General features: G+C 55.7%; 13 protein-coding genes. 8 read left to right on the forward strand and 5 right to left on the reverse strand.

What is annotated here, in order from left to right; all coding sequences use genetic code 11:
- Positions 1–28: 28 nt before the first annotated feature.
- Entirely contained in the window at positions 29–406 is a 378-nt protein-coding gene (locus tag KYK14_RS22540; RefSeq protein WP_219157243.1) for an integrase core domain-containing protein, read from the reverse strand.
- Positions 403–1,209: a hypothetical protein gene (locus KYK14_RS04080; protein WP_219157069.1), complete on the reverse strand. Its 807-nt coding sequence runs from the start codon at positions 1,207–1,209 to the stop codon at positions 403–405. The genes KYK14_RS22540 and KYK14_RS04080 overlap by 4 nt, the downstream gene beginning before the upstream one ends.
- A gap of 285 nt (positions 1,210–1,494) precedes the next feature.
- Between KYK14_RS04080 and KYK14_RS04085 the strand changes: the two genes are divergently transcribed.
- Complete coding sequence (locus KYK14_RS04085) at positions 1,495–1,740, forward strand: helix-turn-helix domain-containing protein (RefSeq protein ID WP_219157072.1); 246 nt, start codon at positions 1,495–1,497, stop codon at positions 1,738–1,740.
- A gap of 264 nt (positions 1,741–2,004) precedes the next feature.
- Here KYK14_RS04085 and KYK14_RS04090 read toward each other — a convergent pair whose 3' ends face one another.
- Entirely contained in the window at positions 2,005–2,634 is a 630-nt protein-coding gene (locus KYK14_RS04090) for a recombinase family protein (RefSeq protein WP_219157075.1), read from the reverse strand.
- A 157-nt stretch (positions 2,635–2,791) separates the two neighbouring features.
- The gene (locus tag KYK14_RS04095; protein WP_187320686.1) at positions 2,792–4,336 is read right to left on the reverse strand and encodes an IS1182 family transposase; all 1,545 of its coding nucleotides are present in this window, start codon (positions 4,334–4,336) and stop codon (positions 2,792–2,794) included.
- Between the two features lie 257 nt (positions 4,337–4,593).
- Between KYK14_RS04095 and KYK14_RS22065 the strand changes: the two genes are divergently transcribed.
- From KYK14_RS22065 to KYK14_RS22075, 3 genes are all read left to right on the forward strand, one after another.
- The gene (locus KYK14_RS22065; RefSeq protein WP_246601668.1) at positions 4,594–4,779 is read left to right on the forward strand and encodes an AlbA family DNA-binding domain-containing protein; all 186 of its coding nucleotides are present in this window, start codon (positions 4,594–4,596) and stop codon (positions 4,777–4,779) included.
- Positions 4,780–4,851: 72 nt separating this feature from the next.
- Positions 4,852–5,217, forward strand: coding sequence for a hypothetical protein (locus KYK14_RS22070; protein ID WP_246601669.1), 366 nt, complete (start codon positions 4,852–4,854; stop codon positions 5,215–5,217).
- A gap of 63 nt (positions 5,218–5,280) precedes the next feature.
- Positions 5,281–5,940, forward strand: a complete 660-nt coding sequence (locus KYK14_RS22075; protein WP_246601670.1) for an ATP-binding protein — start codon at positions 5,281–5,283, stop codon at positions 5,938–5,940.
- Between the two features lie 477 nt (positions 5,941–6,417).
- Here KYK14_RS22075 and KYK14_RS04105 read toward each other — a convergent pair whose 3' ends face one another.
- Positions 6,418–7,293, reverse strand: a complete 876-nt coding sequence (locus KYK14_RS04105; protein ID WP_219157078.1) for a helix-turn-helix domain-containing protein — start codon at positions 7,291–7,293, stop codon at positions 6,418–6,420.
- A 263-nt stretch (positions 7,294–7,556) separates the two neighbouring features.
- Between KYK14_RS04105 and KYK14_RS04110 the strand changes: the two genes are divergently transcribed.
- The 4 genes from KYK14_RS04110 to KYK14_RS04125 all read left to right on the forward strand — a co-directional run bounded on the left by KYK14_RS04110 (position 7,557) and on the right by KYK14_RS04125 (position 15,505).
- A complete protein-coding gene (locus KYK14_RS04110) occupies positions 7,557–9,389 on the forward strand; it encodes a sodium:solute symporter family protein (RefSeq protein WP_219157081.1) in 1,833 nt (610 codons plus the stop codon).
- A 239-nt stretch (positions 9,390–9,628) separates the two neighbouring features.
- A complete protein-coding gene (locus KYK14_RS04115) occupies positions 9,629–10,852 on the forward strand; it encodes a glycoside hydrolase family 130 protein (RefSeq protein ID WP_219157084.1) in 1,224 nt (407 codons plus the stop codon).
- Positions 10,849–12,120, forward strand: coding sequence for an AGE family epimerase/isomerase (locus tag KYK14_RS04120; protein WP_219157089.1), 1,272 nt, complete (start codon positions 10,849–10,851; stop codon positions 12,118–12,120). The genes KYK14_RS04115 and KYK14_RS04120 overlap by 4 nt, the downstream gene beginning before the upstream one ends.
- 406 nt (positions 12,121–12,526) lie before the next feature.
- Entirely contained in the window at positions 12,527–15,505 is a 2,979-nt protein-coding gene (locus KYK14_RS04125; protein WP_219157092.1) for a SusC/RagA family TonB-linked outer membrane protein, read from the forward strand.
- The last annotated feature ends 18 nt before the right edge of the window (positions 15,506–15,523 follow it).

Below are 15,523 nucleotides of genomic sequence, written 5' to 3' on the forward strand. Positions count from 1 at the left end.
CAGTCTGAAACCCAACCAGGGTCTCAAATTATACCGATGTAGTGAGTTGAACTGACCGTATCGGAAACGATTTACAACTCCAATGTATGACTAGGTAGAAAGCTTGCTCAGAAAAGTAAGATAGGATTTGCTGGTAGTCGAGTTCAAATTGGTGGGGTAAGCGGTAGCCCAGAGCGGAGTGTCTGCGGTCGAGATTGAAGTACGTATCGAGGTAGTAGGCTACTTCCAGGCGAGCCTCTTCGAGCGAGGCAAAAGGCGCTCGCAAGGGCAGTAATTCCGTTTTGAGCGTGCTCCAGCCAGCTTCGGCCTGCGCATTGTCATAGGGAATACTGCTACCTAATGGATAAGAAAGCGTCAGCGCTACTTGGCCATTACGTTTGCTGTCGCATCTAATGCATGGACTTATGAAATCTTATAGCCATATGGTTTGAAATAGCGTTGAAGGCGCCGCAATCGAACCTTTGTAAACGCCGTGCGACTGAATCCCGGGGTACCCTTCGGGGCTAGAAGCAAAGCTCGCACGAGCGGCTGAGTCAGTTTCAACTGCCGAGCAATTCCGGACACGCTCCAGGGACGGGCTGAGTCATTGGTCTGTTTAAACCAAGCTTGTAAATGATCCCATTGTTCAGGTAGTTCTTGGATGGAACGTTGATTGCGCGACGGTGATGCTACGGAGACAGTAGGCTCTACTGCCTCCATAGCAATCGATTGTACATAGACCCGACGGGGTGGCGCCCAGTTGGGGTCTCGGAAAGCAAAGGCTAGGCAAATGTTGTCGGCTACTGCGTCACCACTAATCATTCCTTCCAGCGCGAAACGATATAACTCAATTGCTTCGTGCTGTTGGCTGGCTGGTAACGCTGACCCTTGCGTCAAAGCTCGGCTAGCTCGTTTGAAAACGCCATTCAGCTTATGAGCGACAGGGCAATAGGCTAGGCTGAGGGGGGAAGCAACGTTGGTATGCATTACATATAGATAGGTAGTTAAACGGGATAAATCCTCTTTTCTAATCTCCACATTTGACTCACCTACCTCTAATACCGGATAACAAGTGGCTACCACATGTGGCCACTGGCGAGAAGTTAAGGTAGGAAAGTCCTGCTGGAACACATTCTGAACAATGCTTACCGCCGCCGCTTGTAGGGCTTGGGAAGCCAGATGGTATGGAACACTTTGGTATGGCGGTAGGTGTTCAAAAGAGGATGACATAGGCAGGGAAAAGAAGGGTAGGGGGGAGAACCTTTTCTAAAAGTAATTCATGTAGTTGGTGAGCATAAGCGCACGTGCTAGTTGACGACCATATGAGTCTAGCTGGTTTATGAGTGACATGCAGAAGAAAGCAATTCTTAACTCGACTAACTGATGCTCGCCCAAAGTCAATCTTGAGCCGACGTTGGCACTTATTGCGAATAGGCACACGCAAATTAAGAAATAAAAAAAATTTAAGGGCGTATACACCCTTAAATTTTATGGCTACAGGCAGCAGCTTGCCTCGTGAAAAATCCTGCTGGCTTGAAGGCTTTCTCTGAGAGGTTGCGCTATCTACGCAAGCAACATGGCTACTCGCAGCAGAAACTGGCGGACATTGCTAACGTGGAGCAGTCCACCATCAAGCGTATCGAACTTGTGCAACTGGCTCCAACGTTGGACCTGCTCATCTCCCTAAGCCGAGCACTAGAATTAGAGGTACGAGACTTAGTAGATGATCCGGCTATTACCAATTCAGATAAACAGTCATAATGTTAAAAGGTACAATTACACAGCGGTAGGGCCGAAATAGGCCGTATGCCTTATTCTCATACGAGCACGAATGGTTCGCGAGATTATTGTTGAATGAAGCTAGTGAATAGCAAGTCTTCCCTCCACTGATTACACAAAAAAATCGACTACAAACATTCAGCCCCACTGCCCTGCGAAATACAGGAAGGGAGTTGAATCTGAGTGCGTGCGCTCGAATAACTAAAAGTCGGGAAGTGCTGAACAGACTTAGCTTGTACCCAAGATTTATTGTTCGCGTTCATCAGCAGCTGGAAGCGTGACGCCTTGGTGGGGTCTGGCACTGCTGCCTGTAGGTACGTCTAAGAGGAGGAGGTAGCGGTAAATCGTGGCGCGGCCTACACCCAGCAACTGCCCGATTTCCGCCACCGTCTTGTCTTGTTGCAAGTATAGGGTTCGAGCGGCCTGCGCTTTCGACAGCGCTTCTTTCGACAGGCCCTTGGGCCGACCACCCTGCCGACCCCGGGCGCGGGCCGCGGTGAGTCCGGCCTTGGTGCGCTCGCGGATTAAGTCCCGTTCAAACTCGGCTAAGGAAGCAAACAGATTGAATAGAAGTCGGCCCTGGGCAGTGGTTGTGTCTAGGTGGTCTTGCAGACTGATGAACTGCACCCCGCGCTCCTGCAAACCCGTCACCAAGGTCACCAAGTCTTTGAGCGAGCGCCCCAGTCGGTCGAGTTTCCACACCACGAGCGTATCGCCCGCGCGTAGCCGCGTGAGCAGGTGTTGCAGTGCCGGCCGCTCTTTCACAGAGGACACTTTCTCCTGGGCTATTTCAGCGCAGCCGTAGGCCTGCAAGGCATCGGTCTGCAGGTATAACTGCTGGCCAGCGGTACTCACGCGGGCGTAGCCAAAAATCATCGGTATGTTCTCAGAAAGTCAGGGCGCACGAAGATAGCGAGCCGTTGATTGCTGGGAACAGGAAACGAGACAAAACCAAGCAGATAGGCTGCTACCGGATCGGCGGCAGTGGGCATCTCGTGAAAACGTCCGTGGCTGTTGCAGAACTCAAGCGCTGCTAGGTACTTTCGCGACCACTAAGTCTGTTTGTCAGTTGGCGGCTCCTTTTGCCTCGCTGGAACAGGCAAATCGGACAAGGTATAGGAGGCCTGGGTAGGGCTACTGCCACGCCTAGGAGCTGCTTCGGCTGATACTTCAGGAGCTTTTTCAGATTGTAGGCCATCGCCGCCAGCAGCATCGTCTTGTGGGCACTGGCGCGACCACGCGTGTTGAGCCGGCGCAGACCGTACTGGTGTAACAGGCTGCCAAACACGGGTTCCACCGTGCTTTGTCGCCGCAGGCGCATCTGCTGGCCTAGCTGGCTCTGCTGTCGTTGCAGGGCCCGTCGATAGTGCGCGTCGTAGGCCGTGCGCGTAATCTGGCGGCATTTGCTCTTGGGGGCACACGCCCCTTTGCGCGGGCAGTGCTGGCAGGCTTGATAGGGTGCGCGGTAGATCTTCTGCAACCCGCCGTCGGCATTCGTATCGTACGTCTTGAAGGGTAGCGTCTCGCCCGCCGGACAGGTAAACTGATCCGTCTGCGGATCATAGGGAAAGCCCTCGATGATGGGTTTGTACTTGCCGAACACGGGGATCCACGGGGTAATACCTTGTTGCTCGAGCAGCGCATAATTCACGCCATTGGAGTAGCCGGCATCGGCCAGCACAGCCTGTAAGTACAACCCGTTGGCGCCTAAGCGCTGTTGCAGCCCCTGCACGATGCCGGGCAAGTGCACACTGTCGCGGCTGTCGGCGAAATCCGCTTGCACCTGACTGATCACGCCCCGGGCGGTGTCCACAGCCAACGAACACAGGTAATTCAGGGCCCGCGCTTTACCCGGCTTGACGGAGATACGGGCCTCGGGATCGGTGGGACTGTAATGCGTTTTATTGCTCACCAGCTGCGCCTGCGCGTGTTGCGCCCCTAACGGGCTACTGGTAGTAACGTGGCGACGGGCACGGCGCGCAGCCTCCCGCCGCAAGCGATGGGCTGGGGCTGATAACACCGCGCTGGGGTGCGGCGGCTTTGGGGTGGCCCCCAGGGATGCCCTCTCTACCGGCTCGGACGCCACAGGGACCGGCGGTTGCTTTTCTTGGAGGCGGTCCAGTGACGCGTTGGCCTTCACGGGGGCCGAATCGACGGCCTGTGTGTCTCCGCTCACCAAGCCGCGGGCCACGCACTGGGCAAACACGTGGTCGAACAGGTGCTCAAAGACAGTGGCTGGGATGAGCTGGCGGGTGCGGCTCACCGTCGAGTGCCACGGTAAGTTCTCATCGACCTCGTAGCCCAGAAAGAAGAGGATGTCGAGCCGTAGGGCACAGTGCTCGATCAGGCGGCGGTCGCTAACCAGGTTTTCCAGCCGGCCCACGAGCACGAGCTTGAAGAAAACCACCGGGTCGAGCGAGGGCTGCCCGGTGTGACTATAGAGGTCTTGGGTCTGCTCGTAGAGAAACGACCAGTCCACCACCTCGGCCAGCCGGCGGTAGAGATTATACGACGGAACGCGCTCGGAGAGCCGAAAGCGAGCCACCTCTTTGTCGAGAAACTGCTTCTTGCCTTGCATCCACTCTCTACGGACTAGGCAAGGGAAAAGGATAGGCCTTCTGCAACAGCCACGTCCGTTTAGCGGGACGGACAAGACAGCAAAAAATTTTGGACCACAGCCCAACCAGGGATTCAGGTTCGTACGTTTGTGCTACCCTGAACAGGAATATAAGGTTACGATAGCAGCCACGTAACGGAACCAGCCATTTTTTAGTAGCTCGCCTGTTTAACGCCTACATTTGACGGCATCATTTTTCTGCTGTTACCCCCGTCCGCATGCTGCCTATTACCCACGAAAGTCAAAATACTGAATGGAAAGAGTCGTGGCGCGACGAGTATATCAAGTGGCTTTGCGGCTTTGCCAATGCGCAAGGCGGCACGCTTCTGATCGGGGTGAATGACGAGGGCCAGGTGGTGGGTATCAAGAACAGCCGCCAGCTGCTGGAAGAAATACCGAATTAGGTTCGTGACCTGCTCGGCATTCTCGTGGATGTGCACAGAGCCGCCAGGAAGAGGAGCGGAACTATTTGGAAATTGTCGTGGAGGCGTACCCGTATCCGATCAGCTACAAAGGCCAGTACCACTACCGTAGCAGCAGTACCAAGCAGTACCAAGCAGGAGCTAAGAGGCGCGGCCCTCGACAAGTTTCTACTACGTAAGCAAGGTAAACATTGGGATGGAGTGCCCGTGCCCGGTATCACGCTGGCAGACTTGGCCCCCGAGGCGCTAGCGTTGTTCCGCCAGCGCGCTGCCCGCAGCGGGCGGGTGGACGCACAGGTGCTAGAGGATAGCATTGAGGCGCTGCTGGAAAACCTACACCTACTAGAGGGCGAGTACCTGAAGCGGGCCGCCGTGCTCTTGTTCCACCCCCGGCCGGAGAAATACATTACTGGGGCTTAGGTAAAGATTGGCTACTTCACCACCGAGGAGGACTTAAGCTACCAGGACGAAGTGCATGGCCCCTTGCTGCAACAGATCGAGCGGACCTTGGAGTTGCTACGCACTAAGTATGGCAAAGCGCACATTCGCTACGAAGGCGCTAACCGCATCGAAGAGTATACGTTTCCGGAAGCTGCGCTACGCGAAGCTTTGCTCAATGCCCTGGCTCACAAAGATTATAGCGGGGGGACGCCCGTGCAGATCCGCGTGCATGAGGACCGCATCGTGTTCTGGAACGAGGGGCACTTACCCGATAGCTGGACGGTGGAGAATCTGCGGCACCAGCACCCCTCCAAGCCCTTCAACCCGGATGTCGCCAACACGCTGTTTCGAGCAGGTTATATTGAATCCTGGGGGCGCGGCACGCTGAAGATGATTCATGAGTGTCGGGTGCGGCAACTGCCCGCGCCCCGCTACTATTTCGAAACATCGGGCATGGTGGTGGAATTTGTCCGTTACACGGAAGCCTATCTGCGCACGCAGGGTCTGCGCCCGGAGTTGATTCCGCTGGTACTCTACGTGCAGGAGCACGGGGTACTGACAAACTCGCTGGTACAACAGCTCACCGGTCTGAGCAAGCCAACCGCCACACGCTACCTAACGGAATTAGAGAAAACAGGCTATCTACAGAAAACCGGTACCCGGGGCACTGGCACGGCATATCACTTAGTGGGCTCAGTATAGGCTCATAGGCTCCTATTCAAGAAAGCAACTGGTGGTTACAGATAGGCGCTACGTGACTAAAAAAGCACTTTTTGGCTATGTATTGCTGATTCATGATTGGCTCACGAGAATTCTCGCTTACCCTAATGACGTAGCTTCAGCTTCTTATTCACTATAAAGAGAGCATGCCACAACGTAGCGGAACCGATTCTGTCTGCCATAGCCAGCACATCCTAGTCTGGTTGTAATCTTCAGACGGGTTGGCGCTGAGTATGCTATCTAATAGGACTGTATTCGAGCTACTTTTAAACGATTCTTCTAGCAGGATAAAGTTAACAGATGTCAATGCGTCGTACTAGCTTTTCTGCCTCCGCTAGGTACACACTTACTAGTTGGAAATTCATCTGTACACTACAGCTTAGCAGTGTCCGGCTTAGCTAGCCACTTCATTAATTTATTATCGTTTATTTTGTTACTAAATAATTGGTAAATAGTATTTTAAATAAAAATTCGCGTACCCGAGAAGTTCTGGCGAAACTCCTTGGGTGTGCAGCTCTTGCGTTTTTTGAAGATTCGGTTGAAGTTGGAAATGTTGTTGAAACCGCACTTGTACGCCACTTCGGCCACGCTATGCGTGGTGTCAATGAGCATGCGGGAGGCATGCCCCAGCCGGATTTCGTTGAGGCTGTCGATGAAGGTAGTGCCGGTGCGCTTTTTCATGAAGCGACTGAAGGATACTTCCGGCATGTTGGCAATTTTGGCTACCTCTGCCAGCGTAATCTGGCGGTTGTAGTGGGCGTTCATGTACTCGAACACCTTCTCAATGCGGCGGCTGTTGTAGTGGAACTGCTCATTGGTGAAGGAGGCGTCGGAGAGGATGCGCATGTTGCGCGAGGCTGACAAATCGTGCAGAATAGACAATAGCTCCAGTACCGAGTCGAAGCCTGTTTTGTGTTCCAGGGACAGAATGCGCCCGCGCAGGCGCTCCGCCGTTTCGCGCGAGAACAGAACGCCGCGCTGCGCATTCTCGAACATTTTCTGAATGAAGTGGAGCTGATTACGGCGCAGAAACTTGTCGTCCAGCAAATCTTTGTGAAACTGGATGGTCACTTCTTTGATTTCCTCGCTCTGACACTGGTACGTAAACCAGGCGTGATTTAGGTTGGGGCCTACTAAAACCAACTCCAAGTCGTCGATATCCTCAATATGGTCGCCCACGATGCGGCGGGCACCGGGCGCATTCAGGATTAGGTTGAGCTCGTACTCCTCATGGTAGTGCAGCGGAAAATTAAACTCTTTCTTCACCCGCGTAAACAAGGTAAAGCAGTCGTTTTGCGTCAGCGGGGTGATTTCCCGCATTAGGTTGTGCGTCATAACAGTAGGAATAAGGAGCGAAATTTATCAGATTCTGATAAAATAGTATTTCATTTCTGCCCTAAGTGTTATTATGATAAGTGCGCTAAAAACTACCTGAATGCGCATTTGCGCACGATTCGTGATTCGCTGTTGTCAACAGAGTGTCAGATAAGGTTAAAATAGTATTATAAATAGCATAAAGTAGGAGCATACATTTGAGCATTCCGCATCTGCTGCCGCTACGGTTGATGGATGTCGGGCTTTGCTCTTTCCCTACCCACATGCGTCTGCACCTACTCGACCTGCTTATTATTGCCGCCTACCTGCTATCCACGGTGTTTATTGGCCTGTGGTACCGCAAGAAAGCCCGCGAAAACAAAGACAGCTATCTGCTTGGCGGCAAAAGCCTACCCTGGTACAAATTGGGTCTGAGCGATGCCTCTGATATGTTTGACATCAGCGGTACCATGTGGATGGTCAGCCTGTGCTTCGTATACGGCATGAAAAGCATCTGGATTCCGTGGCTCTGGCCGGTATTCAACCAGGTATTCCTAATGATGTACCTCTCGCGCTGGCTGCGTCGCTCCAATGCCAGCACCGGCGCCGAGTGGCTGGCCACCCGCTTCGGTACCCGCGGGCCGGGGGTAGGGGCCTCGCACCAGGTTGTCATTGCCTTCGCCCTGCTGAGCTGCCTGGGATTTTTGGCCTACGGCTTCGTGGGATTAGGCAAGTTCATTGAAATATTCGTACCCTGGGCTTTGGTGCAGGACTACGTGCCGTTTGCCGTGGCCCCGCAGTACGTACCGCACGTGTACGGCATTGTATTCACGCTGTTTGCCATGTTCTACTCCATTATTGGGGGCATGCACAGCATTGTACTCGGCGACATCATCAAGTACGCCATCATGACGGTGGCCTGCCTGGCCATTGCCGTCATTGCTTACCTGGAGCTGCAAGGCAAGACCCTGAATGTGCCTGCCGGTTGGTACGACCCCTTCTTCGGCGCGCGCCTCGATCTGGATTGGTCCAACATCATCAGCCAGGTAAATCAGAAAATCGACGAGGACGGCTACTCCTTGTTCGGGGTGTTCTTTATGATGATGGCCTTCAAGGGGGTATTCGCATCGTTGGCGGGCCCGGCGCCGAACTACGACATGCAGAAAATTCTCTCTACCCGCTCGCCCGAGGAAGCCAGCAAAATGAGTGGCTTCGTGTCGATTATTCTGCTACCCATTCGCTACTCGCTCATTGTGGGCCTCACCATTCTGGGTTTGCTCTACTACAACCAGATGAACCTGGTAGGCCCTACCGGCGTGCTGGATTTCGAGCGGATTCTACCCGAAACCATCAATAAATTTCTGCCGGTGGGGCTGATGGGGCTGGTGCTCACGGGGCTGCTCGGTGCCTTCATGGGGACGTTCAGCGGCACCGTGAATGCGGCCCAGGCCTACATCGTCAATGATATCTACCTGAAGTACGTCCGCCCGGATGCCACCACCAAGGAGGTTATTTCGCTGAACTACGTGGTGGGCGTCGTCGTGGTGGCGGTGGGGGTGCTGCTGGGCTTCATTGCCAAAGATGTGAACAGCGTGTTGCAGTGGATTGTGTCGGCGCTGTACGGAGGCTACATCGCGGCCAACGTGCTGAAATGGCACTGGTGGCGCTTCAACGCCACGGGCTTTTTCTGGGGGATGCTCGCGGGCATCGTGTCGGCCCTCATCTTCACGCGCTTTTTCGAGGGGGTCGAGTTTCTCTACTACTTCCCGGTACTGTTTGCGTTGTCGCTCACGGGCTCCATTGTGGGCACCTACCTGGCGCCCCCCACTGACGAAACGGTGCTGAAAACCTTCTACCGCAACGTGCGCCCCTGGGGCTTTTGGGGCCCCATCAACGACCTGGTGATGGCCGAAGACCCCGCGTTTCAACCCAACCGCAACTTCCGCCTGAATATGTTCAACGTGGTGTTGGGCATCATCGCGCAGCTCTGCCTCACCATTTTGCCCATGTACCTGCTGCTTTCCCAGCACGTGCCCCTGCTGATTACGGTTGCCATTTTAGCCGTGGTGGTGCTGATTCTGAAAAAGACCTGGTGGAACCGCTTGACCGAATATTAGGCCAGGCGCATCGGCTGTCGTTTCAGTACCAGAGAAGGCTAAAAAAGCATTACCCTGCCTGTGGTAGCCAGCGCTACATTTGAGTTAAACGCCTGTAGGGTAGGGGTAGTACCGTTTGATTTTGAGCTGTTGGTTCCCCACATAGGCTCGGTGCCAACCCTATGGGAAAGAGCGTGCTATTGCCCCCCACCCAGCCTACTTCCACCCGTTATTTTCTCGCTTAACTTTTGTTTTCTGCCATGGAAAACCACTTCCATCAACGCCGCCACGACCTGGAAAACCTCCACCACACGCTGCTGACCCGCCCCAACGAAAAGCAAGGCCTTGGCAATGGCATTATTGACCGTTACCGCTATCCGGTGCTCACCGGGCAACACGCCCCGCTCTGCTGGCGCTACGATTTCAACCCCGCTACCAACCCCTACCTCCTGGAGCGTATAGGGGTGAATGCGGCCTTCAACGTGGGTGCCATCAAGCTCGATGGGAAATACTTGCTAGTAGCCAGGGTGGAAGGGCTGGACCGCAAATCGTTTTTTGCGGTGGCCGAAAGTCCCAATGGCATCGACAATTTCACCTTCTGGGAGCGGCCCATCACAATGCCCGATACCGACGAACCGGCCACCAACGTGTACGATATGCGCGTGGTGCAGCACGAGGACGGCTGGATATATGGCTTGTTTTGTGCCGAGCGCAAGGACCCCGCGGCCCGGCCCGGCGACGAGTCGGCGGCGGTGGCCCAGTGCGGCATTGCCCGCACCCGCGACCTGGTGACCTGGGAGCGGCTGCCCGACCTGCAAACGCCCTCCCCCCAACAGCGCAACGTGGTGCTGCACCCCGAGTTTGTGCAGGGCAAATATGCGCTCTACACCCGTCCGCAGGACAGCTTCATCGAGGCGGGCGCGGGGGGAGGCATTGGCTTCGGCCTTTCCGATTCGATGGAAAACGCCGTGGTGCCGCACGAGAGCATCGTGGACCGCAAGCGGTATCATACGGTGTACGAGGCGAAAAACGGCCAGGGCCCGGCCCCGCTCAAAACCGACAAAGGCTGGCTGCACCTGGCCCACGGCGTACGCAACACGGCCGCCGGTCTGCGCTACGTGTTGTACCTGTTTATGACCGATTTAGCTCAGCCCGACCACGTAACGCACAAGCCCGGCGGCTACTTCCTGGCGCCCGAGGGCGAGGAGCGGGTAGGGGACGTATCGAATGTGGTGTTCGGCAACGGCTGGATTTTGGACGACGACGGCACCGTGTTTATCTACTACGCTTCCTCCGACACGCGCACCCACGTGGCTACCTCTACCCTAGACAAGCTGGTAGATTACGTGCTGCACACGCCCCCCGATGAGTTTACCTCGGCAGCCTCCGTTCGACAGATCAACGAGCTGATTGACAGAAATGTAGAATACCTGGAGCAGACGCAGCTAACGAGCGTGCCTTCCTATAACGGGGTAGGAGCATGAGCCAGCCCCTACCCTCTACTTCCCTAGAGCTGCTGCTTGCCTACCAGCGGGAAATGGAGGCCGAGCTAGCCCGCATCGCGCAGTTTTGGCTGGAAAAAACCGTGGACCACCAGCACGGTGGGTTTATTGGGCAGATGACCGGCGCCGGGGAGGTAGACCCCGCGGCCGATAAGGGGGGCATTCTGAACGCCCGCATCCTGTGGACGTTTTCGGCCGCCTACCGCCACACCTCCCGTCCCGACTACCGGGAGGCGGCTACCCGCTCCTTCCGCTACCTGCTCGATCATTTCATCGATGCTGAATATGGCGGTATTTACTGGCTGCTTGATGCCCAGGGCCAGCCCCTGAACACGCGCAAGCAGATTTACGCCCTTGCCTTCGCCCTCTACGGATGCAGCGAATATTATCAGGCCACGCAACACCCGCAGGCCCTGGAAGTTAGCCAATCGTTGTTCCAGTGGATTGAGCAGCACAGTTACGATGAGCAGTACGGTGGCTACTTCGAAGCCTTTAGCCGCACGGGGGAACTACTGGAGGATTTGCGCTTGAGCGAGAAGGACCACAATGCGCCCAAAACCATGAATACGCACCTGCATATTCTGGAGGCTTACGCCAATCTGTACCGCTGCTGGCCTGATGCCCACCTGGCCGAGCGCCTGCACGGACTGCTCACTACCTTCCTCACCCATATCATGGATGCCGAAACGGGCCACTTGCGCCTGTTTTTCGCCCGCGACTGGACGCCGACTGTCGACCTGATTTCCTACGGCCACGACATTGAAGCGGCCTGGCTGCTGCTGGAAGCCGCCGAAGTGCTCGGCGACGAGCAGTTGCTACAGCAAGTGAAAACGGCGTGCCTGGCGCTAACCAATGCCACAGCCGCTGCCCTACTACTCGACGGCAGCCTCCCGCACGAGCGAAACTGCGAAAGCGGCCACCTCGACACCCACCGCGAATGGTGGGTGAGTGCGGAGGCCATGGTAGGGTTCCTGAACGCCTACCAGCTCACCCACGAGGCTACGCTGCTGGAGCACTCCTACAAAGCCTGGCAGTTTGCCCGCCAGCACCTGCTGGACTTCGACCTGGGCGAGTGTCGCTGGGGGGTGTGGGACGACTACCGCCCCATGGCCGACCACGACAAGGTAGGCTTCTGGAAATGTCCTTACCACAACGCCCGCGCCTGCTTGGAAGTGAGCCGCCGGTGCAAAAATGAATCAATGCGCTACGCCCAAGCCGGCGTCTCGGGGGCAGCTACCGCCACGTTCTAAAAGCGGGTGGAAATACGGTAGCTGCCAGCGCACAACGCTCGTCGAGCGACGTCTTTTGTCGGCTCAATAAGTAACCCAGCAACTTGTGAATAGCGCTTTAATGGCAAGTAATTGATAAAAAAGTATCATTATCAGAGAAGGGTAAATAGTATGTTTGTATTACCTCTTCGTTAATTAATTATTGCTGTTTCGCTATCAATAATAATCAGCGAATAGCAGTAAAATAATACCTATGCGGTGCCTATAGGTAGATGTAGCAAGTGTATTGCTGCCGCACTCGAACACAATAGTTTTTTTAAAAAAAACTATTACTCGCCTGACCCAACTCCCACTCAACTTTTCTTTTACACTTGACACAACGTATATGAGACAGCGGTACCTTTTTTCTCTGTTCTGGTTGTTGCTGTTGCCAGCATTTACCTGGGCACAAACGCTGACGGTGCGCGGCGTAGTGAAAGACGCGACAACCGGCGAAGGCCTACCCGGCGTGACGGTGCTGGTGAAGGGCACCCAAAACGGCACCGCCTCCCAAGCCGACGGCGCCTACTCCATCGCCGTGCCTTCAACCGATGCGGTGCTCACCTTTTCCTACATCGGCTACCTGCCGCTGGAGCTGCCCGTCGGCGGGAAATCGGTGCTGGACGCCAACCTGAAAGTGGATAACAAGAGCCTGGATGAGGTAGTGGTGGTCGGCTATGGCACAGTGGCCAAGAGCGACGTGACCGGTTCCGTGGCTTCGCTGAAAGGCAGCGAGCTGAACAAGCAGCCCGCTTCGTCGGTCGACCAGCTGTTGCAGGGCAAGATTGCGGGCGTGCAAGTGGTAGCGCCCTCCGGCGAGCCGGGCGCGGGGGCCACGGTGCGCATCCGGGGCTCTAGCTCCATCAACGGGTCCAACAGTCCGCTGCTGGTTGTCGACGGTTTTCCCTGGGGCGATGCCGGCAACCTCAAGCAAATAAACCCCGAGGACATTGCGAGCATTGAGGTGCTGAAAGATGCTTCCTCGGCGGCTATTTACGGCTCCCGGGGCGCTAACGGCGTCATTCTGATTACCACCAAGCGCGGCAAGGCCGGCAAAACCAGCATCACGCTGAGCACGCTGAACACCCTTTCGACCCTACCCAGCAAGCTGGATGTGTGGTCGGATCCGGTGGACGTGGCCGTTATTGATAACGAGTCGCGCCGCAATGCTGGGCTGGCGCCGCTTTTTGTGGGCGAGAACTACCTGGGCACCTACTACCCCTCGGTGGCTGAGTTGCGGGGCGAAGACCCCAACAAACCCGCCTGGCCCTACCGCACCTACTGGCCCGACGAGGTGTACCGCAACCCCTTCTCGCAGAGCTACACCCTGACTGCCACCGGCGGCACCGACCGCACCAAGTTCTCCATGTCTGGCAACTATTACCGGGAGGAGGGCTTGGCTATCAAGAATTACTACGACCGCTACAACGGCCGCCTGAACCTGGAGCAGAAGCTGACCGATAAGTTAACGGCTGGCGTAAATCTGATCCTGACCCACACGCAGCGCAACGGGGGTAGTCTCTCCGCTGACCGCTCGCCGGTATTCCCCATCTACAACCCCGATGGCACCTACTTCCGCATCGGCCCGCGCGACTTCGGCAACCCGGTTGCCTACGCCAACGAGGTGCTGAACAAGAACAAAACCATTGACGTGCTCGGTACGCTGTTCGTGAGTTATGATATTACCAAATGGCTGAATTTCCGGACGCAGCTGAGCGATAAATACGGTAATTCAATTGGCGATGTGTACGAACCGCGCAACATTACCAATACCGGGTATTTATATAATGGATTTGGCGTAATTGATAATTATTCGAGCAATGAATTACTGAGTGAAAATTATTTTACGGTTAATAAAAATTTCAACGAGATTCATAATTTAAATGTTGTGGCTGGCTACACCACGCAGACATTTAATATCCGCACGTCGCGGCTGGAGGGTAGAGGATTCATCAATGATGCGCTGGAAAATGAGAACCTGAATACGGCCCTCACGCAGTACACCACCAACGGCCTCACCAAGTCGCTGCTGAACTCCTATATCGGCCGCGTCAACTACTCGCTGCTCGACCGCTACCTGTTCACGTTCACCAGTCGCGCCGACGGTTCCTCCAAGTTTGGGGCGAATAATAAGTGGGCATTCTTCCCTTCGGCCGCCGTGGCCTGGAAACTCAATGAGGAAGCCTTTTTGCGCGCCGTGCCTACCATTTCGGAAGCGAAGGTGCGCGTGAGCTACGGTCTGACCGGCAACCAGGGCATCAGCCCCTACCAAACGCTCGACCGCCTGGGCGCGGGCCGCTACTACACGGGCGGCAACTTCCAGACCGGCTTCGGCCCCGGCATTTTTGGCTACGATGGGTTCAACAAAATCTGGGAAGGCGTGCCCAACCCCGATTTGAAGTGGGAAACCACCTCGCAGCTCGATGCCGGCCTGGACCTGGGCTTCCTGAACCAGCGCATCACGCTCAGCGCCGACGTGTACTACAAGCGCACCCGCGACCTGTTGCGCCAGACCTACATCACGCCTTCCTCGGGCTACGACCGCCTGTGGGTGAACGACGGCGTGATTGAAAACAAAGGCGTGGAGTTGGGCCTGAACGCCGAAATCCTGAACGGCCCGGTGCAGTGGAGCGTGGGCGGCAATTTCACTCTGAACCGTAACAAGCTCATTAGCATGGGCGAAGACAACTTCGTGTGGAATGGCAGCAGCATCGAAATGCTGCGGGCGCCGGTGAATGCCTACATCGTGGGCGAGCCCATCAACGTGTTCTACGGCTACAAGACCAACGGCATCATTCAGACGGAGGAAGAGGGTAGGGCTTCGGGCCTGACCGGCGACATGGCCCGGCCTGGCGAGATTAAGTACGTGGACCTAAACGGCGACGGCGCCGTGAACGACCAGGACCGCACCATCATCGGCAACCCCAACCCCAAGTTTCTCTACAGCCTCAACACCAGCTTGCGCCACAAGGGCTTCGACTTATCGGCCCAATTCTACGGCGTGTCGGGCAACGACGTGTTCGACATGCGCAAGTTCTCGCCCAGCCGCCAGCTCCAGCGCTGGACGCCCGACAACCCGACCAACGACTACCCCAGCGTGAATGCGACCCGCGCCTACTACGGCTCCGATTGGTTTGTGACCAGCGGCTCGTTTATGCGCATCCAGAACGTGACGCTGGGCTACAACTTCAAGTCGAATATGATTAAGGGGCTGGAAACGCTGCGCATCTACTTCTCAGGCAGCAACCTCTATACCTTCACGGGCTTCCACAAAGGCTTCGACCCGGAGGTGCCCTACAATGGCCTGCAATACGGGTCCTACCCCCGGCCCCGTGCTCTGTCGGTGGGGGTAAATATTGGAATCTAAGCGCGCAAACTCCCACCC

The sequence above is a fragment of the Hymenobacter profundi genome (assembly GCF_019334315.1).
Classification (GTDB): domain Bacteria; phylum Bacteroidota; class Bacteroidia; order Cytophagales; family Hymenobacteraceae; genus Hymenobacter; species Hymenobacter profundi.

Excerpts from the sequence above, each read along its gene's own strand:
- KYK14_RS04105 (WP_219157078.1), bottom strand. The coding sequence starts at position 7,293 with ATGACGCACAACCTAATGCGGGAAATCACCCCGCTGACGCAAAACGAC.
- KYK14_RS04090 (WP_219157075.1), bottom strand. The coding sequence starts at position 2,634 with ATGATTTTTGGCTACGCCCGCGTGAGTACCGCTGGCCAGCAGTTATAC.
- KYK14_RS04110 (WP_219157081.1), top strand. The coding sequence starts at position 7,557 with ATGCGTCTGCACCTACTCGACCTGCTTATTATTGCCGCCTACCTGCTA.
- KYK14_RS04080 (WP_219157069.1), bottom strand. The coding sequence starts at position 1,209 with ATGTCATCCTCTTTTGAACACCTACCGCCATACCAAAGTGTTCCATAC.
- KYK14_RS04095 (WP_187320686.1), bottom strand. The coding sequence starts at position 4,336 with ATGCAAGGCAAGAAGCAGTTTCTCGACAAAGAGGTGGCTCGCTTTCGG.
- KYK14_RS04115 (WP_219157084.1), top strand. The coding sequence starts at position 9,629 with ATGGAAAACCACTTCCATCAACGCCGCCACGACCTGGAAAACCTCCAC.
- KYK14_RS04120 (WP_219157089.1), top strand. The coding sequence starts at position 10,849 with ATGAGCCAGCCCCTACCCTCTACTTCCCTAGAGCTGCTGCTTGCCTAC.
- KYK14_RS22065 (WP_246601668.1), top strand. The coding sequence starts at position 4,594 with ATGCTGCCTATTACCCACGAAAGTCAAAATACTGAATGGAAAGAGTCG.